The following is a 20,253-nucleotide window of genomic DNA, read 5'->3' on the forward strand; positions in this document are numbered from 1 at the left end:
CCTCGTCGTCGGTGACCGTCAGCGTCACCGGGTAGCTGCCCGCCGCCGCGTAGGTGTGCGACGCCGTCGCCCCCGACCCGGTGGCCCCGTCCCCGAACTCCCACGCCCAGGACACGACCCGCCCGTCCAGGTCACTGGAGGACGACCCGTCGAGGGAGGCGGTGAGCTGCGCGGTGGTCACCGTGAAGGCCGCGGTGGGCTCGACGTTCGGTGGGGGCGCGGTCACCGTGAGGGTGCGGGTGGTGGAGGACGTGGCCCCCTGGTCGTCGGTCACCGTCAGCGTCACCGGGTAGCTGCCCGCCGCCGCGTAGGTGTGCGACGCCGTCGCCCCCGACCCGGTGGCCCCGTCCCCGAACTCCCACGCCCAGGACACGACCCGCCCGTCCAGGTCACTGGAGGACGACCCGTCGAGCGAGACCGCCAGCTGGTCGGCCGAGGAGGTGAAGGCCGCCGTCGGCGCCAGGTTCGGCGCCTTGCCGGTGGTGGCTGCCGTGTGGTGCGCGGCCACCTGCTCGGCGGTCAGCGCGGTCGGGTAGATCGCGACCTCGTCCAGCTGCCCGTTGAACCAGGTGCCGTTGCCGCCCCAGGTGGAGTCCCCGCCCAGCCGCCAGTAGCCGCTGTAGGCCTGCGCGGAGGTCGTGTCGGCCCGGGAGCCCACGAGCTCCCCGTCGACGTAGAGGGCCATCCCCTGCGAGGAGAGGGTGGCGACGACCTGGTGCCACTGACCGTCGTTGACCCGGCTGGTGCTCCGGAGCGTCCGCTCGGCCCCGGGGTAGACGCCGAAGTACAGGTGGCCGGACCGGTCCAGGTACAGGTGCCGGTCGTAGTTGCTGCTGGTCGCCATGGTGCGCGAGCTGCCGAAGCCGACGAGCTTGCCACCCGAGGTCGTCGTGGTGCGGACGAACGTCTCGATCGTGAACGTGTCCGGGCCGGGCACGGCGGTCTGCGTGCTGGCCAGGCCGGTGAAGTTGCCGCTGAACTGGTAGGCGGTGTCGGTGTCCCCGGTCAGCGCCCCCGACCGACCCCGGGTCACGCCGCTGCCGGTGCTCAGGTCCAGCCCGGCCAGACCCTGGTCGTAGGCGGTGCTGCCGGACCGCTCACCGAGCCGCCAGTAGTTGGTCGCCCCGTCGTTGCGGACGGTCCGGGCGTAGGCGCCGCCCAGCGAGCCGGTCGTGGCGACGGTGACCGAGGTGGTGCCGCTGGAGACGGTGTTGCCGAACGGGTCGGACGCCGTCACCCGGTAGTCGTAGGTCTGCCCCGCGGTGACCTCGGTGTCCAGGAAGCCCAGCCGCTGGGCCGGCAGCCGGTACACCGAGGCGGCGGTGGTCTGGTACACGGGCGTACCGGGCCGGTCGCTGCGGTGGACCGAGTAGGTCAGGTTGGCGTTGTCCCGGTCGGTCGTGGTCGACCAGCTGACCCGGGCGGAGTCGGCGGCGAACGAGCTGACGGTGGGGGTCAGCCCCGCGCTGCTGTCCGGCCCGATGGCGTTGGGCGCGAGGCTGGGGACCGCGAAGCGGACCAGGCCGGCCTGCGCCTTGTTGTTCACGCCCGGGAACTCCCCGGCGAACACGACGTACTGGCTGTTGCCGGCCACCGACCACCCGGCCTGTCCCTGCCCGGTGACGGTGCCGGAGAGGAAGGTCGGCCACCAGTCGAGGATGCGGGGGGCGGGCTTGCCCCGGAACGCCGGGTCGTTGTTGAACGTCGCGTTGCCGACGGTGGTGCCGCTGGGCGCCGCGCTGAGCGCCAGCGAGTACTGCGAGAGCCGCGGGTTCGCCTCGGGGAAGCCGCCGATGTTGCTGCAGACGTGCGGGTGGCCGGCCACGTAGACGACGCCGCCCAGCGGGACCGACGAGTACGAGTCACCGTGGCAGTCGGCCATCCAGACCAGCTCACCGGTGGCCGCGTCCGCGGCGAAGGTGCCCTCGACGTTGCCGGGGCCGTTGTAGTCGTAGCCGGTGCCGTAGACGTTCGTGCCGTCGGTGGAGAGGCTGTAGACCGCCGCGTTGTCGCCCTGGTTGGTGACCATGCCGCCGACCGCGAAGGGCAGGGTGTCGCCGGTGATCGCGTCCACCGAGCCGATGCCGGTGGTCCGGACCCCGTTCAGCGAGCCGAACCGGCCGCTGACGACGACGTTGCCGCCGTCGCGGGGCAGCACGATGCCGGTGACCGAGTAGTTGGCCGCCGTCCTGCCGTCCTTGTTGACGCCGGCCCCGGCCACCGGTGCCCACGGCAGCAGGCTGCCGTCGGAGGCGCGCACGGCGGCCAGCCGGGTCCGGGGGGATCCGTTCATCGAGGAGAACCCGCCGCCGAGGTAGACGGTCGAGTCGGTGGCCGCGATGGCCGCGACCTGGTAGCCCGCGATCGGGCGGAAGTCCGGGACCAGGGCGCCGGTCGCCGTGTCGTAGGCGGCGACGCGGTAGCGGTCCTGGCCGTTGGCGGTGGTGAAGTCGCCGCCGACGTAGAGGCGCTTGCCGTCCGGGGAGGCGGTCACCGCGAGCACCTGGCCGTTGAGGTCTGGCGCGAAGGAGGTGATCAGGTTGCCGGTGCGGATGTCGTAGGCCAGCAGGTTGTTGCGGGTGGTCTCCTGGCTGCCCGCCGGCGCCCCGGCCGGGCGGGCGGAGGAGAACCGGCCGCCGACGTAGACGGTGGTGCCGACCACGGCCTGCGCCCAGGCGACGCCGTCGATCTGCACCGTCGGCAGCCCGTCAGCGGTCACCGTCGCGGGCGACAGCGGATCGGTCGGGTCGAGCGGGGCCGAGTCCGCACGCGCGGTTCCGCTGAGGAGCCCGCCCAGGGCACCGGCGACCATCAAGAGGCTGAGCAGCCCGGCCAGCACCGCTCTGGGCATCGCCGCCACACGTGCAGACATTCCGTTCCCCACTCGTCCAGAGGTTGCTCAGGCCTAGCGTCCAGAGCAGCGCTCGAACACTAAGCGTGACCAGGAAGGGGGCGGCATCCCCTGAACCGGTGACAGTCCGTGCAGGTCACCACTCCTCCGAGCAATGAGCTGACATACGGTGAGTGACCAACTTCGGGACGTGATCAGGGTGCGACACCAGCACGGCCCCCCGGTCGGTGACCGGGGGGCCGTGGGGCGAGCTGGGCGGTCAGCGCCCAGGTGCTGACGGGATCAGACCGCGCCGGCGAAGACCAGCAGCGGTGCGCCCGCCGAGTGACCCACCAGCACCCGGACGACCTCCCGCTGGTCGGCCGGTACGGAGAAGACGTAGGTCCCCTCGGCGGAGCTCCCAGCTGCCAGCTGCCCGCGCAGCGGGGAGACGGCGGCATCGTCGACCGGCGAGCCGGGCAGCTCCTCCGCGGTGTGGGTGAGGGTGACCTCGACCCCGTCGAGCGAGATCGCGTCGTCGGTCCGGTTGGCGATCCGCACGGTGACCCGCAACGCGGGACCGGCGATGTTCCCCGGCCCGGTCCCCGACGCCTCCACCGCCTCGATCGCCGACAGCGTGGCCACCACGCCGTCGCCGGAGGTCGCCTCCTCGTCCAGTGCGACCGGCGCGACGGTGGCCGGGACCCCGTCCACGGGCGCCGCCGGTTCCGCCGGTTCCGCCGGAGCCGAGGGCTCCGTGGTCGCGGCACCGGGCTCCGGGGTGTCGGTGGCCGCGGCGCTGGTCGGGGTCGCACTCGGGGTGCTCGGCGACGCGGCCGGCGCCGGACCGCCCCCTCCGCCGGAGGTCAGGGCCAGGACGACCGCGGCGACGACGAGGGCGGCGACCACCACCGCGGCCACCACCGCGCCGCGCGATCGACCGGCTCCGGTCGGGACGGGGTCCGCGTCGCTCACCGGGCCAGCCTCTCCATCTCACCGAACCACCGGACGCAGGCCAGACCGAGGTACGCGGCGGTGGCCAGCAGCAGCAGGACGTACGCCGGGAGAAAGACCGCCGGCGCCCCCAGCAGCGCGAACACCAGGCAGAGCAACCCGTAGTCGGTGGGCACCACGAGCAGCGAGCGCAGGACGCTCGGCCGCTCGCCCGCGGTGCGGGCCGCGCGGGTGCGGGCACCGTGCTGGGCCCGCAGCGCCTCGTTGAGCAGGGTGGCGAAGAACAGCACCACCGACACGACCGAGAAGCCCAGCGGCAGCAGCAGCCAGGTGCCCCGCTCGACGTACTCGAAGCGGTACCAGCCGACCAGCACGGCCAGGTGCAGGCTGGCGATCTTCGCGGCGTCGACCATGTGGTCCAGCCACTCCCCCGCCGGGGAGCCACCGCCGCGCAGACGGGCGAGCTGCCCGTCCGCGGAGTCGAACGCGTAGCCGACCACCAGGCAGCCGGCGACCAGCACGCCCGTCCACCACGAGGGCGCGACGAGCGCCAGCACGGCGACGCCGGTGAAGGTGAACAGCGCGCTGATGCCGGTCACGCCGTTCGGCGTGAGCCGGGCATGGAAGGCCAGCGCGGCCAGCACCCGACCCAGCTTGCGGTTGACGAAGCGGGAGTACGCAGGCGCGCCCGTGGCGCCCTTCTGCGCCGACCCCAGGCGGTCGAGCGTCTCCCGCAGCGTCTCCCCGTCCGGGCGGGGTCGGGTGGGGCCCGACGGCACGGGGTGGTCCAGGGTCGCGCTCATGACCCGGCCGACCGGGCGGCGGGTGCGTCGGCCGCGGCGGACGCCGCCCCCGGCGCGTACTCGGTCGAGGCCCGGGGGGTCGGCGACACCGGTGGCACGGCGGGCCGCGGGGTGGCGACCGGCTCGCCCGGGGCGGCCGCGGGGCCGAGCCGCAGTCGGCGGCCGCTGGGCCGGGAGCGCGGGAAGTCCCGGGTCGCGAGCCGCTGGCACAGCGCCTCGTAGGCCGCGGCGACGTGGTCCCAGTCGTAGCGGGCCGCCAGCAGCCGGGCACGCTTGCCCCGCCGCCGGGTGCCGGCCACGTCGGCCTCGGACTCGGCCAGGGCGGCGGCGACGTCGCCGGCGGTGCGGAAGTAGCGGCCGCTGGTCTCCAGCACCTCGCGGTTGAAGGAGACGTCGTAGGCGATGGTGGCCGCACCGGCGCCGATCGCGCGCAGCAGGGAGGGGTTGGTCCCGCCCACCGAGTGCCCGTGCAGGTAGGTGGCGCAGTGCCGGTAGAGCTGGTCGAGCAGCTCCTGGTCCCAGACCCCGCCCAGGAACCGCACCCGGTCGTCGGCGAGCGCGTGCACCCGGCGGGTGTAGTCGTCGGCGTAGGGGGCCGAGCCCACCACGACCAGCGGGAGCCGTGCGTCGCTGCGCCGGTACCCGTCGACGATGACGTCGACGTGGTTCTCCGGCTCGAAGCGGGCCACGACCAGGTGGAAACCGCCGGCGGTGAGGCCGGCCGCGGTGAGCTTGTCGTCGGCCGGGTCGTCGAGCTTCGGGGCGCCGTAGGCGATCTGCTCGGTGGGCGCGGAGAACTCGTCGCGGTAGTAGTCGGCGATGCCCTGCGCGTCGGCGATGAGCGCGTCGGACCACCGGACCGACAGCGCCTCGACCACGCGGTAGTAGCGCTTGCCCACCCCACCCCACTTGGCGCGCTGCCACTCCAGGCCGTCCACGTGGGTGGCGACGGGGATCCGGGCGGCGCGCAGCAGCGGCAGCCAGGGGGCGTTGGCCGCGTTGAACACCACGGCGGCGTCGACCCGGTGGGCGAGCAGGTGGGCCACGGACAGCCCGGTGTGGCTCAGCGTCTCCAGCGAACGGCGGCGCAGCGCCGGCAGGTGCACCAGGCGCATGCCCAGGTGGGTGGCCGGGCGCGGCTGGTCGGCCGCCGTCCGGCAGTAGACGACGACGTCGTGGCCGGCGTCGGCCAGCCGGCGACCGACCTCCTCGACGGCGGTCTCGAAACCGCCGTACCGGGCCGGGACCCCGCGGGTCCCGACGAGCGCGATGCGGAGCGGATCCGACCTCCTGGATGGCATGGTCTGCGGCTCCGTTTCTCCCGTGCTGAGCGTCGCGCCCTCTCGGCGGGGGCGCCTCGTTCCGGGTCCGGGCCGGGCCCGGACACGGTGGGCCGGTGCCTGGTACCGGCCGCTCCGGGTCCGACCATCCCCCGGCCGGACGCCGGCGTCGCCGTCTCCGGGCCCGCCGTCACCCGGAGGGAGGAAGACCCGCGGGGCGTCCCGTCACCCGGCCGGGGCCGTCGCCGCGGCGGTCAGTAGGCCCCGCTGGCGGTGACCACCGCGCGGGCGGTCTTCCAGAGGATCTGGGCGTCCAGCGCCAGCGACCAGTTCTCCACGTAGCGGAGGTCCAGCCGGACCGCCTCGTCCCAGGCGAGGTCGCTGCGGCCGGAGATCTGCCACAGCCCGGTGAGCCCGGGGCGGACGAGCAGGCGCCGGCTCACCGAGGAGTCGTAGCGGGCGACCTCCTCCGGCAGCGGTGGACGCGGCCCGACCAGCGACATCGACCCGGTGAGCACGTTGACCAGCTGCGGGAGCTCGTCCAGCGAGAGGCGGCGCAGCCACCGGCCGACCGGTGTGACCCTGGGGTCCGAGCGCATCTTGAACAGCAGGCCGTCGGCGTCGTTGCCGTCGGAGAGCCCGGCGACCTGGCGGTGCGCTCCGTCGACCATGCTGCGGAACTTGAGCATGGTGAACTCCGCGCCGCCGACGCCCACCCGCCGCTGGCGGAAGAACACCGGGCCGGGCCCGGAGAGCCGCACGGCGACCGCGAGGACGGCGAACACCGGGGCCAGCGCGATCAGCGCGGTCAGCGCGACCGAGCGGTCCAGGGCGCCCTTGACCACCCGCCGCCACCCCTCGAACCGGGGCTGCTCCACCGCGAGCAGCGGCAACCCGTCGAACGGGCGGATGTGCAGCCGCGGACCGGCCACCTCGACCAGGCCCGGGGCCACGAGCAGCTCCAGCCCGGTGCCCTCCAGCTGCCAGGACAGCGAGCGCAGGTACTGGGCGGCGGTCTCCGAGGCCGACGTCACCGCGACGGTGTCGGCACCGGTCCGCGCGGCGGTCGCGACGACGTCGTCCAGCCCGGCGACCGGCAGGTCGGTGGCCCGGCCCACCCGGTCGCGATCACCTGGGGTGACGCAGAGGGCGACGACGTCCAGCCCGGCGTGACCGGTGCTGCGCAGCCGGTCGACCAGTTCCAGCGCGGCGCCGCCGCGGCCGACCACCACCACCCGCTTGCCGCACTCACCGCGCAGGCGGCGCCGGTGCAGCCTGCGGCGGGCGGCGTACCGGGCGACGAGGGTCGCCAGCGTCAGCAGCGGGACGGCGAGGACGACCAGGGCCCGGCTGAGCTCGAGCGCGGCGGCGTAGCTGACGAAGCCGAGGCCGGCGAGCAGCAGCAGGCCGGCGCGGCCGATGCGCCGGAACTCGTCGCTGCCCACGCCGAAGAACCGCTCCTGGTGCGCGCCAGTGGCGCCCAGCAGCAGCGGCCAGACGACCACCAGCGACAGGCAGGCCCACCACAGCGCGCCGCCGGTGGCGCCGTCCCGGGCGACCAGCACGGCGGTGCCGGCGGCGGCCGCCAGGCCGGCCTCGACGCCGATCAGGCGGAGCCGGTGCCGGCGGACCCAGGATGCCCGGGGGCGGTCCGCCCGCGGGGCGGCGGTCAGCTGGGGGACGAGCGCGTCGCCGTCCGCGCGCGGGGACGGCACGAGGGCGGGCACGGCCTCCGTGGACTCGGTGCGCAGCAGCAGCAACGTTCCCCCCAGACGGTCGATCTCGCTCACTCAGCGTGCGGTCGCTGCGGGCGGGACCGGCTCGAACGGGTGTAGGTGGCCCACGAGCGACCTCTGCAGCAACGCACAGTGACGATCACAGGAAGTCACCGCCGTCAGCAATCGGGCGGGGGGACGTTCACCCGTTGGGACGCCGGAGTCACCCGTCTGCACCGGGCAGGGGTGACCGGTCGTTCAGCTGCGGGGGTGCACCACGTTCTGCGCGGCCTCCAGGCCGCGCTCCAGGAGCAGCTCGGTGGCGTCGGCGGCCTCCGCGACCAGCAGGTCCAGCGTCTTGCGCTCGGTGGCGGAGAAGTCCTTGAGCACGAAGTCGGCGGGGTCCTGGCGCCCGGGCGGGCGACCGATGCCGACGCGCACGCGCAGGTAGTCCTTGGTCCCGGTGGAGCGGGTGATGGAGCGCAGCCCGTTGTGCCCGCCCTCTCCCCCGCCGCGCTTGAGCCGCACCACCTCGAAGTCGAGGTCCAGCTCGTCGTGCACGACGACGAGGTCGGTGGCGGGGAGGTGGTGGTAGTCCAGCAGCCCGCGCACCGGACCGCCGGACTCGTTCATGTAGGTGAGCGGCTGGGCGAGGACGACCCGGCGGCCGGCCAGGCGCCCCTCACCGGACAGCGCCCGGGCGCGCGGCCCCTTGCCGGCCGACAGCTTCACCCCGGCCCGGGCGGCCAGCTCGGCCAGCACCATCGCGCCGACGTTGTGCCGGTTGCCGGCGTAGCCGGGGCCGGGGTTGCCCAGCCCGACGACGAGGAACGGGCCCTCGGAGACGGGAGACGCCGCAGGGGCGCCGGCAGCGCCGGCGCCCCTGCGGGTCGTGCTCTCGGTCAGCGGATCGCCTCAGTCGTCGCTGGACTTCTCGGCGGAGTCCATCGACTCACCGCTGCCCTGGTCCAGCGGCTCGGGGACGATGTCGCCCTCGGGGGCGTCGGTCGCCTCGGTGCCCAGGTCGGCCTCGAGCTCGGCCGCCGACGGCGCGCCCAGGAAGCCGATGACCAGCGCCTCCGGGTCGGTGATCAGCGTCGCGCCGGCCGGCAGGGTGAGGTCGGCGGCGGTGATGTTCTCCCCCGCGCCCCGGCCGGTGATGTCCACCTCGATCGACTCGGGCAGGTTCGTCGCGTCGGCCTCGAGGGAGACGGCGTTCAGCTGGTGGTTGCTGATCGCGTCGGGGGCCGCCTGGCCGGTGATGAGGACCGGCACGTCGACGGTGACCTTCTCGCCCCGGCGGACGACCACGAGGTCGACGTGCTCGTGCACGCGGGTCAGCGGGTCGCGCTGCACGGCCTTGATCAGCACGAGCTGGTCCTTGCCGTCCAGGGTGACGGTGATCAGCGCGTTGGTGCCGCCGTTGCGCAGCACCGCGGCGAACTCGAGGGCAGGCACGGACAGGTGGACGACGTCCTGGCCGTGCCCGTACATGACGGCGGGGACGCGGCCGGCCCGGCGGGTGCGGCGCGCGCTGCCCTTGCCGAACTCGGTACGGGGCTCGGCGACGAGGCGGAAGTCAGCCACGGTGGTGTGCTCCTAGATCAGTGGTCGGGGGCCGGCGCTCGGCGCGCAGCACACCCTGAGGAGCACACGCACGTCGATAACGGAGTCGGAGAACCGCTCCCTCGCCGGGCAACTCGGTAGAGGTTACACGAGGCAGGTCGAGCGATGCCCCGGCCGGAGCCGGGGACGCGGAGGCGACCAGCGGAGGATCCCCGGACCCTCGCCCCGGAGGGGCTCCGCAGCAGCCGGCGCGGGGCCGGAGGCTCCCGCCGGGAGCTGCGGGTGGGTCCGTCCGCGGCGGAGGCACGGGGCCCGGAGGGTCCCTGCCACCGCCGCGGCCAACGGCTCAGCTCACCAGGGGAACGGCTCCTGGCCGCGGTGCGGCCCGGAGGGTCGCCAGTTAGCTGGCGCCACCGAAGAGGCTGGTCACCGAGCCGTCCTCGAAGACCTCCTTGATCGCCCGGCCGAGCAGCGGGGCGATGGAGAGCACGGTGAGCTTGTCGAACTGGCGGGCCGGCTCGATCGGCAGCGTGTTGGTGACGATGACCTCGCTGACCCGGCTGTTCTTGAGCCGGTCGACGGCCGGGCCGGAGAGCACGCCGTGGGTCGCGGCGATGATCACGTCGGCGGCGCCGGCCTCGAAGAGCGTCTCGGCGGCCTTGGCGATGGTGCCGCCGGTGTCGATCATGTCGTCGACCAGGATGCAGACCCGGCCCTCGACCTCACCGACGACGCGGTTGGCGACGACCTCGTTGGGCCGGGTGACGTCGCGGGTCTTGTGGATGAAGGCGAGCGGGGTGCCCCCGAGCTTGTCGCTCCACCGCTCGGAGACGCGGACCCGCCCGGAGTCCGGGGAGACGACGGTGAGGTCGCAGTGCCCCCACTTGCGCTTGACCTCCTCGATGAGGAGGTCCATGGCGAACAGGTGGTCGACCGGCCCGTCGAAGAAGCCCTGGATCTGCGCGGTGTGCAGGTCGACGGTCATCAGCCGGTCGGCGCCGGCGGTCTTGAACATGTCGGCGACCAGCCGGGCGGAGATGGGCTCGCGACCGCGGTGCTTCTTGTCCTGCCGGGCGTAGGGGAAGAACGGCGCGACGACGGTGATCCGCTTGGCCGAGGCGCGCTTGAGCGCGTCGACCATGATCAGCTGCTCCATGAGCCAGGTGTTGATCGGCGCCGTGTGGCTCTGCACCACGAAGGCGTCGCACCCGCGCACCGACTCCTCGAAGCGCACGAACAGCTCGCCGTTGGCGAACTCGTAGGCCGCGGTCGGGGTCGCGGTGACGCCCAGGTGCCCGGCGATCTCGTCGGTCAGCTCCGGGTACGCGCGCCCGGAGAAGAGCATCAGGCTCTTGTTGGTGGTCTGCCGGATGGCGCTCATTGCCCCGCCCCTACTGGTCGGCCCCCGAGCCAGCGGACGGGGTGGTGCCCTCGTCCGTGATCGGGATCGGTCCTGCGCCCGCCGCGTCCGCGGCCGGTGCTGCTGATCGCTGCGCCGCTTCCGCGGCCTGCGCCGCGGGGGATCCCGGGCGCCTGCGACTCACCCAGCCTGCCACATTCCGCTGAGTGGCCCGGGCCACGCCCATGGCACCCGGGGGGACGTCGCCGGTGATGACGGAGCCGGCGGCGGTGTAGGCGCCGTCCCCGACGGTGACCGGCGCCACGAGCATGGTGTCGGAGCCGATCCGGACGTGGTCGCCCACGGTGGTGTGGTGCTTGGCCACGCCGTCGTAGTTGACGAACACGGTGGCGGCGCCGATGTTGGTGCCCTCGCCGATCGTCGCGTCGCCCACGTAGGACAGGTGCGGCACCTTCGATCCCGTACCGAGCTGGACGTTCTTCGTCTCGACGTAGGCCCCCACCTTGGCCTTGCGGGCCAGCCGCGAGCCGGGGCGGAGGTAGCTGAACGGCCCGACGGAGGCCTCCGGGCCGATCTCGGCCAGGTGGACGTGCGACCTGACCACGGAGGCGCCCTCCCCCACCTCGGTGTCGACGAGGGTGGTGTCCGGGCCGACGACCGCGCCGGCGGCGACGGTGGTGGCCCCCAGCAGCTGCGTGCCGGGGTGCAGCACGGCCTCGGCGGCGACCTCGACGGTGACGTCGACCCACGTGGTCAGCGGGTCGACGACGACGACACCGGCCCGCATCAACCGGTCGAGCACCCGGTCGTTGAGCGTGCGGCGGCGGGCGGCCAGCTCCCGCTGGTCGTTGCAGCCCAGGGTGTCGTCCGGGTCGTCGGCCCGGTGCCCGGCGACCGGCCGCCCGTCGGCGACGAGCAGGCCGAGCACGTCGGTGAGGTACTGCTCACCCTGCTGGTTGGCCGAGCCGACCCGGGTCAACGCCTCCCGGACGGCGGCGGCGTCACCGACGTAGACCCCGGCGTTGACCTCGGTGATGGCCCGCTGCGCGGCGTCGGCGTCCTTCTCCTCGACGATGGCCCGCACCGCGCCGTCGTCGTCCCGGACGATCCGCCCGAGGCCGGTCGGGTTGTCGACCTCGGCGGTGAGCACGGTGAGGACGGCGCCCGCGGCGGAGTGTGCGGCGACCAGCCCGCTGAGCGTCTCCGGGCGCACCAGCGGGGCGTCGCCGTTCAGGATGACCACCGAGCCGGTGAGCCCGGGCAGCGCGTCGAGGGCGACGGCGGCGGCGTGGCCGGAGCCCCGCTGCTCCTCCTGCACGACCGGCCGGGCCAGCGGCGCGGTCCGGGCCAGGTGTTCCTCGACGGCCTCGCGCCCGGACCCGACGACGACGACCGTCTGCGTCGCGCCCAGCGGCTCGGCCGCGGCGAGGACGTGCCCGAGCAGGCTGCGGCCGCCGATCTCGTGCAGCACCTTGGGCGTGCGCGAGCGCATCCGGGTGCCCTGCCCGGCGGCGAGGACGATGACGGCGCCGACGGCGGCACGGGGGTCGGACGGGCTCACGGGTCTCCTCGGCAGGGGTGCGGGGGTGTGCGCTGGCTGGGGGACTCGGACTCGAACCGAGACTTCCCGGCTCCAAAGGCCGGCGGGCTGCCGATTACCCCATCCCCCATCCGCGCGGAGGTCCGCGCGCGTGGCACGGCCGGCGGTCGCGAGCGACCGGGGCCGTCCTGAGCGTAGGGCCGCGCCCCGATCGGGGCATCCACCACCGCCCGGCACCCGCCGCGCGAGGCGGACCGGGTGACCGCCCCGGCCGGCGCCTCCCGGGGCACCATGGGGCGATGAGCACCCCGGGGCCGGCGGCCGGCAGCGAACCCTCCGGCGGCGGCACGGGCCGTGCGCGGGTGCGGATGACCGGCGCCCAGCGGCGCAGGCAGCTGCTCGACGTGGGCCGTGAGCTGTTCGCCGAGCGCGGCTACGAGGCCACCTCGATCGAGGAGATCGCGGCGCGCGCCGACGTCTCCAAGCCCGTCGTCTACGAGCACTTCGGCGGCAAGGAGGGCCTCTACGCGGTCGTCGTCGACCGGGAGATGCAGCAGCTGCTGGACCGCTTCACCTCCGCCCTGTCGATCCGCGGGAACCCGCGGGAGCTGACCGAACGGGCCGCGTCGGTGCTGCTGGACTACATCGAGGAGGAGACCGACGGCTTCCGGGTGCTGGTCCGCGACTCCCCGGTGGCCGGCACCCAGGGCGGCTTCTCCTCGCTGATCAGCGAGGTCGCCAGCAAGGTGGAGCACATCCTGGGCGAGAACTTCGCGCTGCGCGGCTACGACCCGGGACTGGCCGAGCTCTACAGCCAGGCGCTGGTCGGGATGGTCGCGCTCACCGGGCAGTGGTGGCTGGACACCCGCTCACCGGACAAGCGGGAGGTGGCCACCCACCTGGTCAACCTCGCCTACAACGGGTTGTCCCACCTGGACCCGGAACCGAGGCTCGTCGACCGCCGCTGAACCGGCCCCGTCCCCGGCCCTCCTGCAGGGGCCCGCCGCGAGCCTGCGAGCGGTGGGGGGCAGGAGGGCCTTTCGCCTTCAACCGACCAGGCGGGCCCCGTGGACCGGCCCGTGCACCGCGCGGACCGTCCGGAACACGCCGGCGCCGGCCAGCTGCGCGGCCAGCGCCACGGCGGCGTCGGAGTCCTCGGCGAGCGCGGCGACGGTCGGGCCGGAGCCGCTGACCAGCGCGGCGCGGGCACCGGCCTCGGTGGCGGCGCGCAGCGCCCGGCGGAGCCCGGGCCGCAGTCGCAGCGCCGGGGCCTGCAGGTCGTTGCCGAGCACCGCGGCCAGCGCCGACGGCGGTCCGCTCCGCAGGGCGGCGATGACCGGCTCGGTGCCGGCCCCGGCCTCGCCGTCCGGTACGGCCCCGGCCGCCCGCATGTCGTCGAGCTCCCGGAAGACCGTCGGCGTGGACAGGCCCTCGCCGGCGATGCCGAGCACCCAGTCCCACCGGCGACGGGCCAGCACCGGGGACAGCTGCTCCCCCCGCCCGGTGCCCAGCGCTACGCCGCCGAGCAGGCTGAAGGGGACGTCGCTGCCCAGCTCGGCGGCGAGCCGGGCCAGGTCGCCGCGGGTCGCGTGGGTGCCCCAGAGCGCGTCCAGGGCCACCAGCGCGGCGGCGGCGTCGGCGCTGCCCCCGGCCAGCCCGGCCGCGGCCGGGATCGACTTGTCGATCTCCAGGTGGGCGTCGGGTCGCACCCCGGCGTGCCGGGCCAGCAGCTCCGCCGCCTGCCACACCAGGTTGCCCCGGTCGGTCGGCACCGTGCCGGCTCCGCGGCCGGTCTCGCTGCCCTCCCCGCGCAGGCTCAGCGACAGCCCGTCGCCGGGGCGCACGGTGACGGTGTCGAACAACGAGACGGCCAGGAACACCGTCTCCAGCTCGTGGAAGCCGTCGGGCCGCAGGGGCCCGACGCCCAGGTGCACGTTGATCTTGGCCGGCGCACGGGCGCTCACCGCACCGTTGCCGGCGAGCCGGCCGGGCCCACCGGCGGTCGCGTTGCTCACCGGAGCACCCTGCCCGTCGTCGCCGGCATCCGCTACCCGCCCACCGGGTCGGTCGCGGCGAGCCGGGCGAACTGCTCGACGGAGAGCTGCTCGCCCCGGGTGGTGGGGTCGATGCCGGCGGCGCGCAGCCGCTGCTCGGCCAGGGCCGGGCTGCCCGCCCAGCGGGCCAGCGCCGCACGCAGGCCCTTGCGCCGGGTGGCGAACGCGGCGTCGACGACGGCGAAGGTGGCGGCCCGGTCACCGGGCGGCTGCGGGCGGCGGGTCAGCGCCACCAGCCCGGAGTCGACGTTGGGCACCGGCCAGAAGACCGGCCGGGGGACGTTGCCGGCCCGGCGGACGTCGGCGTACCAGGCGGCCTTCACGCTGGGCACCCCGTAGGCGGGGCTGCCGGGCCCCGCGGCGAGCCGGTCGGCGACCTCCGCCTGCACCAGGATCAGCGCGCTGCGCAGCGAGGGCAGCAGCTCCAACAGGTGCAGCAGCACCGGCACGGCGACGTTGTACGGCAGGTTGGCGACCAGGGCCGTCGGCGGCGGGCCGGGCAGCTCGGCGACCCGCAGCGCGTCGGCGGTGACCACGGTGAGGCGCCCGGCCAGCTCGGGCAGCCGGTCGGCCACCGTGTGCGGGAGCTGGTCGGCCAGCCGGGGGTCGATCTCCACCGCGGTGACGTGCGCGCAGGCGCCGAGCAGACCCAGGGTCAGCGAGCCGAGGCCGGGGCCGACCTCCAGGACGACGTCGTCGGGCGCGAGGTCGGCCGTGCGCACGATCCGCCGGATCGTGTTGGCGTCGTGCAGGAAGTTCTGCCCGAGGGTCTTGGTGGGGCGCAGGTCGAGCTGCTGGGCCAGCTCGCGGATCGCGGCCGGGCCCAGCAGCCCGCCGGGCTGCTCGGGTGTGGTGCTCAGGACCGGCCCCGCTCCGGGTGCCCGCCCAGAGCGCCCACGACCCTCTGCAGGACACCGCCCCGAGCGTGCGGGCGGTGGGGGGAGGACGGTCCTCCCAGGGCGGCGGGGTCCTCCATCAGCCGAACAGGCGGGGCCCGCAGTGCGGCCACTGACCGGCACCGGATCGCGCGTAGAGCATCTGGGCCCGCATCGTCTGCTCCTCGGCCGAGGCGGCGGCCGGGTCACCGGAGCCACCGACGGCGGCCCAGGTGCTGGTCGAGAACTGGTACATGCCGCGGTACTTGCCGGTGCCGCTGACCGCGTCGGCCCGCCCACCGGACTCGCACTTGGCCAGCGCGGCCCAGTTCAGCCCGTCGGCGGTCGCCGGGACGGTGCCGGCGGGCCGGGGCTTGGTGCCGACGGTGACCAGCTGGTCGACCGGGGCCCTGGTGACGGCGGTGGACAGCTGCTCGCGGCCGGTCTCGACGCCGTCGGTGACGGTGACGCGCCAGGTGACGGTCCGCTCGCCGGGGACGCCCTCCTGGGTCACCGTCTTCTGCCCGGTGACGACGTCCGGGTCCGGGGTCTCCACGGTGGCGAAGTCGACCGGCTGGACCTCGACGACCTCGGCGACCTGGACCCGGGTCACCTGCAGCACCATGGCGTCCAGCAGCGGCTGGTCGGGGTAGAGCGAGATCCGGTCGGTCGCCGACAGGGCGATCCCCTGCTCGGCGAGCAGGTCGCCGGCGGTGGCGGCGGTCGTGGTGAGCGTCCGGTGCTGCCCGTCGGCGATGAGGGTGATGTCCTTGCTGGTGCTGATCGCCAGGTCCATGCCGTTCAGCGGCACCCGCTCGCTGCGGGAGGCGGAGAGGACCAGGTCGTCCCCGCGCAGGCCCAGCTCCTGCAGGGCGCCGTCGACCGAGAGGGCCGTGGTGAGCACCTCGCTGCGCACGCCGTCGACCGTCAGCGTCAGCGGGCGGGCCCGGTTGAGCACGACGGTGTCCCCGTCGTGCACCACCGAGTCCGCGGTGGGCAGGACCACGTCGTGGGCGGCCGGCGTCAGCCCCTCGTCGGCGAGCACCTCACCGGCGGTGCCGGCGTACGTGCTGATCTCCCGCGACTGGCCGTCGATGGTGAGGGTCACCGACTTCTGGGCGAGGTAGAAGGCGGCGGAGCCGCCGACCAGGCCCAGCAGGACCAGGGCGAACAGGCTGACTCGGAGCGATCGGCGCACAACACATCCAGGTTCACAGGACCCGGGCAGGGGAACCGGGCAGCAGGCGGTGGGCTCCACCGGAGAGGTGGCGCCCGGGACCATGCGGACCCGTCGTCGTCGTGGTCCCGGCTCTCCCGGGGCGGTGGACGACCACCTGGGCGTTCCCCACCCCGGCTGTCGGTCACGACACGATAACGAACGGGCTCGCTGACACAACCGTGCCGGAACAGCAGATCACCGTGTCGACACGTCGCTTCGCAGGCACGCCGACACGGGGCGTGAGACTGGACGGCGTGTCCGCGCGTCGTCCACCGGCAGGCCACGTGGGCAACTGCACAGTGATGCGCAGCCGTTGAGCCTCAGGTCAGCGCCGGGGAGCGCTGCTGGACCGGCCGCAGCCAGGTGACCAGGAAGCCGGCCACCGCCAGCCCGGCCACCAGGGTGGAGAAGCCGCCGGCCACCAGCGCCACCGGCACCAGCCCACCGGCGTCGGAGGTGACCCGCTCGTCGAGGTCGATGGCGGCCCGCAGCAGCAGCCCGCCCGCCGGGAGGAGCGCGAGCACGCTGGCGGCCGCGACCACCAGGTGCGCGGTCCAGGTGCGCTGCGCCTCGTCGACCGGCACGTCGGCGCCCTCGGCGGGCAGCGACCGCAGCAGTACCCGCAGCAGCGCGGCCTCGGCCAGCACCCACCCGGTCAGCGGCGCGACCAGGGCCGCCACCAGCACCGGCTCCGCGAGGTCGTCGCGCAGCAGCAGCGCGATCGCCACCTCCCCGGCGACGGCGCCGCGCATCGTCCACAGCAGCCAGGGGGAGATCTGGTCCGACCGGCGCGGCCGCTGGGCCGGCGAGGCGACGGCCCAGCGCGGGCAGGGCCGGGTGGCCTCGGCCAGCAGCACACCGGCCAGCAGGCCGGCCACCAGCAGCGGCACCCAGAGGAACACCGACGCCTCGGCGAGCAGCACGACCGAGGCGATGATCCCGGCGATGCCGAGCAGCAGACCCAGCCGGCGCACCCGGCGGCCGTGCGCGGCCTGCCGCTGCAGCTCCGTCGCCGTCCCCGCGCTCACCGGGACGAAGGCCACGGCGGCAGCGGCCACGGCCCGACGGCCGGCAGCGTGCGCCCATGCCCGGACGAGCAGCGCAGCGGGTGCCATCAGGGCGATGAACAGCACGACGGCGATGAGGCGACCCACGTTGCCCATTGTCGTCCTTCCGGACGACACCGCCACCATGTCCATCGCGGTGCTCCGCACCGCACCGCTGCCAGGTGTCGTTCCCGGTGTGCGCGGAGCCGCTGCCCTCGTCCGCGCCGGGGACCCCCACGGGACGACCGGTCCGGCTCGGGCCGGTGCCCGACCTGGGCTGGACCGCTCAGCAGTCCGGGCGACGCCGCCCTGCTACTGCCACGGGCCGAAGACACGCTCCGCCGTGGCGGTGAGCGCGCCGCACAGCTGCTCGAGGTCGGTGCCGGTGACCTCGGCCAGCGCCCGCACCGTGTGCGGCACCAGCCGGGCCGCGTTGGGCCGGCCACGCAACGGTGCCGGGGTGAGGAACGGGGCGTCGGTCTCCACCAGCAGCTGGTCCAGCGGGGTCAGCGCCGCGGCCTCCCGCAGGTACCCGGCGCTGCCGAAGGTGAGGGTGCCGGCGAAGGAGAGCACGTAGCCCCGGTCGACGCACTGCCGGGCGAACGCGGCGTCGCCGGAGAAGCAGTGCAGCACGGTGTGCTCGGGCGCGCCCTCCTCCTCCAGCACGCGCAGCACGTGCTCGTGCGCGTCGCGGTCGTGGATGACCAGAGCGGTGCCGTGCCGCTTGGCGATGTCGATGTGCGCCCGGAACGACGCCTCCTGGGCCGCCCAGCCGTCCTCGCCGGTGCGGTAGCGGTCCAGCCCGGTCTCCCCCACCGCCCGCACCCGTGGCTGCGCCGCCAGCCGGTCGATCTCGGCCAGCGCCGCCTCGGTGGCCGCACCGGCCCCGGCGTCGTTGGGGTGCAGCGCGACCGCGGCCAGCACGTTCGGGTGCCGGGCGGCCAGCTCGGCCGACCAGCGCGAGGACTCGACGTCCACGCCGACCTGCACCAGCCGCGGGACGCCGACGGCCACGGCCGCCGCGACCGCCTCGTCGACCTCCGCGTCGGTGGGCGCCCGGTCGTCACCGCCCACGGCGATGTCGAAGTGGGTGTGGCTGTCGACCGCCGGCGCCGGCAGCGGTTCCGGGGACGGCGGCGGCTCACCCCGGCGGTTGGCCCGGGACGCGGCCGAGCGGCTCATGCCTCGCCGTTCCCCGTGCCGCCCTGGCCGCCCTCCTCGAGCCGCCGGAGCTCGTCGGCGACGATCGAGTCGTCGAGCTTGGTGAACACCGGCTTCGGCGGGGCCAGCGGGGTGCCCGACGGCGGCAGCGGCGTGGACGCCCAGACCGCCTGCCCGGCGGCGTAGTCGCCGGTGATGACCGGGTACGGCGAGCCGTCGTCGAGGTCCTCGGTCTCCACCACGCTCGGCGCGACCGACCAGGGGCCGGTGCCGCCGAGCAGCTCGTGCACCTGTTGCGCGGAGTGCGGGAGGAACGGCGTCAGCAACGCGTTGCAGTCCTTGATCGCCTGCAGCGCGGTGTGCAGCACGGTGTCCCGGCGGGCCGGGTCCTCCTTGAGCTTCCACGGCGCCTGGTCCGAGAGGTACTTGTTCGCCTCGCCGACGACCCGCATGGCCTCGGTGGCCGCCGCCTTCTGCCGGTTGCGCCCCAGCAGCTCGCCCACCGGTGCGAAGGCGCCGGAGGTGGTGGCCAGCAGCGCCCGGTCGGCGTCGGTCAGCTCACCGGGCGTGGGGACGGCGCCGACGTTCTTCGCCGCCATCGACACCGTGCGGTTGACCAGGTTGCCCCAGCCGGCGACCAGCTCGTCGTTGTTGCGGCGCAGGAACTCCGCCCAGGTGAAGTCGGTGTCCTGGTTCTCCGGCCCGGCCACCGCGATGAAGTACCGCAGGGCGTCGGCGTCGTAGCGGGACAGGAAGTCGCGCACGTAGATGACCACGTTGCGCGAGGAGGAGAACTTGCGCCCCTCCATGGTGAGGAACTCGCTGGAGACCACCTCGGTGGGCAGGTTGAGCGCACCGTAGGAACCGGGCGTGCCGCCCTTGTCGCCGGCGCCGTTGTACCCGAGCAGCTGGGCCGGCCAGATCTCGGAGTGGAAAACGATGTTGTCCTTGCCCATGAAGTAGTAGGCGTCGGCGTCCGGCGACTGCCACCACTGCCGCCACGCCTCCGGGTCGCCGGAGCGGCGGGCCCACTCGATGGACGCCGACAGGTAGCCGACCACGGCGTCGAACCACACGTAGATCCGCTTGTCGTTGCGGTCGCGCCAGCCGTCCAGCGGCACCGGCACACCCCAGTCGATGTCGCGGGTGTAGCTGCGCGGCTTGAGGTCCTCCAGCAGGTTGACGCTGAAGTTGAGCACGTTGGGCCGCCAGCTCTTGCGGGTGGCCAGCCAGTCGCCGAGCGCGCGGGTGAACGCCGGCAGGTCGAGGAAGTAGTGCTCGCTCTCGACGAACTTCGGCGTCTCACCGTTGATCCGGCTCACCGGGTTGACCAGGTCGGTCGGGTCGAGCTGGTTGCCGCAGTTGTCGCACTGGTCGCCGCGGGCGCCGTCGTAGCCGCAGATCGGGCAGGTGCCCTCGATGTAGCGGTCGGGCAGGGTGCGCCCGGTCGACGGGCTGATCGCGCCCAGCGTGGTCTTGGGGAAGACGTAGCCGTTCTTCAGCAGGCCGAGGAAGATCTCCTGGCTCACCGCGCGGTGGTTGGCCGTCGTCGTCCGGGTGAACAGGTCGTAGCTCAGCCCGAGGCTCGCCAGGTCGTTCACGATCACCCGGTTGTTGCGGTCGGCGATCTCCCGGGGGGTGATGCCCTCGGCGTCGGCGGCCACGGTGATCGGCGTCCCGTGCTCGTCGGTGCCGCTGACCATCAGCACCTGGTCACCGGTCATCCGGTGGTACCGGCTGAACACGTCGGAGGGGACGCCGAAGCCGGAGACGTGGCCGATGTGCCGTGGGCCGTTGGCGTAGGGCCACGCGACGGCGGTGAGGATGTGCCGATCAGTCACGGCACGAGG

Annotated in this window: 16 protein-coding genes and 1 tRNA gene; 1 reads left to right on the forward strand and 16 read right to left on the reverse strand. The window is 74.5% G+C overall.

All coding sequences use genetic code 11. From position 1 onward, the window contains the following. The 10 genes from ACI783_RS13890 to ACI783_RS13935 form a co-directional block, all read right to left on the reverse strand. On the reverse strand, nt 1–2,851 hold a 2,851-nt coding region (locus ACI783_RS13890), incomplete at its 3' end, for a PKD domain-containing protein (RefSeq protein ID WP_457140985.1). A gap of 282 nt (nt 2,852–3,133) precedes the next feature. Then, on the reverse strand, nt 3,134–3,805 hold the full coding sequence (locus ACI783_RS13895) for a hypothetical protein (RefSeq protein WP_457140986.1): 672 nt from the start codon (nt 3,803–3,805) through the stop codon (nt 3,134–3,136). Then, nucleotides 3,802–4,587 (reverse strand): CDP-alcohol phosphatidyltransferase family protein, encoded by a 786-nt coding sequence (locus ACI783_RS13900; protein WP_457140987.1) that lies wholly within the window; start codon nt 4,585–4,587, stop codon nt 3,802–3,804. Before ACI783_RS13900 ends, ACI783_RS13895 begins: the two co-directional genes overlap by 4 nt. Then, a complete protein-coding gene (locus tag ACI783_RS13905; protein ID WP_457140988.1) occupies nt 4,584–5,888 on the reverse strand; it encodes a DUF1972 domain-containing protein in 1,305 nt (434 codons plus the stop codon). The genes ACI783_RS13900 and ACI783_RS13905 overlap by 4 nt, the downstream gene beginning before the upstream one ends. Before the next feature lie 233 nt (nt 5,889–6,121). Beyond that, a complete protein-coding gene (locus tag ACI783_RS13910; RefSeq protein ID WP_457140989.1) occupies nt 6,122–7,657 on the reverse strand; it encodes a sugar transferase in 1,536 nt (511 codons plus the stop codon). Nucleotides 7,658–7,840: 183 nt separating this feature from the next. Then, nucleotides 7,841–8,488 (reverse strand): aminoacyl-tRNA hydrolase, encoded by a 648-nt coding sequence (pth, locus tag ACI783_RS13915; RefSeq protein ID WP_457141033.1) that lies wholly within the window; start codon nt 8,486–8,488, stop codon nt 7,841–7,843. A gap of 9 nt (nt 8,489–8,497) precedes the next feature. Then, nucleotides 8,498–9,169 (reverse strand): 50S ribosomal protein L25/general stress protein Ctc, encoded by a 672-nt coding sequence (locus ACI783_RS13920; protein ID WP_457140990.1) that lies wholly within the window; start codon nt 9,167–9,169, stop codon nt 8,498–8,500. A 379-nt stretch (nt 9,170–9,548) separates the two neighbouring features. Beyond that, the gene (locus tag ACI783_RS13925; RefSeq protein WP_457140991.1) at nt 9,549–10,529 is read right to left on the reverse strand and encodes a ribose-phosphate diphosphokinase; all 981 of its coding nucleotides are present in this window, start codon (nt 10,527–10,529) and stop codon (nt 9,549–9,551) included. 10 nt (nt 10,530–10,539) lie between these two features. Next, nucleotides 10,540–12,069 (reverse strand): bifunctional UDP-N-acetylglucosamine diphosphorylase/glucosamine-1-phosphate N-acetyltransferase GlmU, encoded by a 1,530-nt coding sequence (glmU, locus tag ACI783_RS13930; protein WP_457140992.1) that lies wholly within the window; start codon nt 12,067–12,069, stop codon nt 10,540–10,542. Nucleotides 12,070–12,102: 33 nt separating this feature from the next. After that, nucleotides 12,103–12,178 (reverse strand) — tRNA-Gln (locus ACI783_RS13935). Nucleotides 12,179–12,347: 169 nt separating this feature from the next. Here ACI783_RS13935 and ACI783_RS13940 point away from each other — a divergent pair. Further along, nucleotides 12,348–13,016: a TetR/AcrR family transcriptional regulator gene (locus ACI783_RS13940; RefSeq protein WP_457140993.1), complete on the forward strand. Its 669-nt coding sequence runs from the start codon at nt 12,348–12,350 to the stop codon at nt 13,014–13,016. Between the two features lie 78 nt (nt 13,017–13,094). On the opposite strand, the gene ACI783_RS13945 is transcribed toward ACI783_RS13940, so the two are convergent. The 6 genes from ACI783_RS13945 to metG form a co-directional block, all read right to left on the reverse strand. Continuing rightward, nucleotides 13,095–14,063, reverse strand: a complete 969-nt coding sequence (locus ACI783_RS13945) for a 4-(cytidine 5'-diphospho)-2-C-methyl-D-erythritol kinase (protein ID WP_457140994.1) — start codon at nt 14,061–14,063, stop codon at nt 13,095–13,097. Nucleotides 14,064–14,095: 32 nt separating this feature from the next. After that, nucleotides 14,096–14,962 (reverse strand): 16S rRNA (adenine(1518)-N(6)/adenine(1519)-N(6))-dimethyltransferase RsmA, encoded by an 867-nt coding sequence (gene rsmA, locus ACI783_RS13950; RefSeq protein WP_457141034.1) that lies wholly within the window; start codon nt 14,960–14,962, stop codon nt 14,096–14,098. A gap of 115 nt (nt 14,963–15,077) precedes the next feature. Further along, nucleotides 15,078–16,175, reverse strand: coding sequence for a ubiquitin-like domain-containing protein (locus ACI783_RS13955; protein ID WP_457140995.1), 1,098 nt, complete (start codon nt 16,173–16,175; stop codon nt 15,078–15,080). Nucleotides 16,176–16,516: 341 nt separating this feature from the next. Beyond that, a complete protein-coding gene (locus ACI783_RS13960) occupies nt 16,517–17,359 on the reverse strand; it encodes a hypothetical protein (protein ID WP_457140996.1) in 843 nt (280 codons plus the stop codon). Nucleotides 17,360–17,554: 195 nt separating this feature from the next. Beyond that, nucleotides 17,555–18,424, reverse strand: a complete 870-nt coding sequence (locus ACI783_RS13965; protein ID WP_457140997.1) for a TatD family hydrolase — start codon at nt 18,422–18,424, stop codon at nt 17,555–17,557. Then, the gene (metG, locus tag ACI783_RS13970; protein WP_457140998.1) at nt 18,421–20,244 is read right to left on the reverse strand and encodes a methionine--tRNA ligase; all 1,824 of its coding nucleotides are present in this window, start codon (nt 20,242–20,244) and stop codon (nt 18,421–18,423) included. Before metG ends, ACI783_RS13965 begins: the two co-directional genes overlap by 4 nt. Nucleotides 20,245–20,253: the final 9 nt, after the last annotated feature.

The organism is Modestobacter sp. SYSU DS0511 (assembly GCF_054050755.1).

Bases quoted from the DNA above. Each gene is read 5' to 3' on its own strand.
- ACI783_RS13900 (WP_457140987.1), bottom strand. From the start codon at position 4,587: ATGAGCGCGACCCTGGACCACCCCGTGCCGTCGGGCCCCACCCGACCC.
- ACI783_RS13905 (WP_457140988.1), bottom strand. From the start codon at position 5,888: ATGCCATCCAGGAGGTCGGATCCGCTCCGCATCGCGCTCGTCGGGACC.
- ACI783_RS13925 (WP_457140991.1), bottom strand. From the start codon at position 10,529: ATGAGCGCCATCCGGCAGACCACCAACAAGAGCCTGATGCTCTTCTCC.
- ACI783_RS13940 (WP_457140993.1), top strand. From the start codon at position 12,348: ATGAGCACCCCGGGGCCGGCGGCCGGCAGCGAACCCTCCGGCGGCGGC.
- ACI783_RS13960 (WP_457140996.1), bottom strand. From the start codon at position 17,359: ATGGGCAACGTGGGTCGCCTCATCGCCGTCGTGCTGTTCATCGCCCTG.
- ACI783_RS13965 (WP_457140997.1), bottom strand. From the start codon at position 18,424: ATGAGCCGCTCGGCCGCGTCCCGGGCCAACCGCCGGGGTGAGCCGCCG.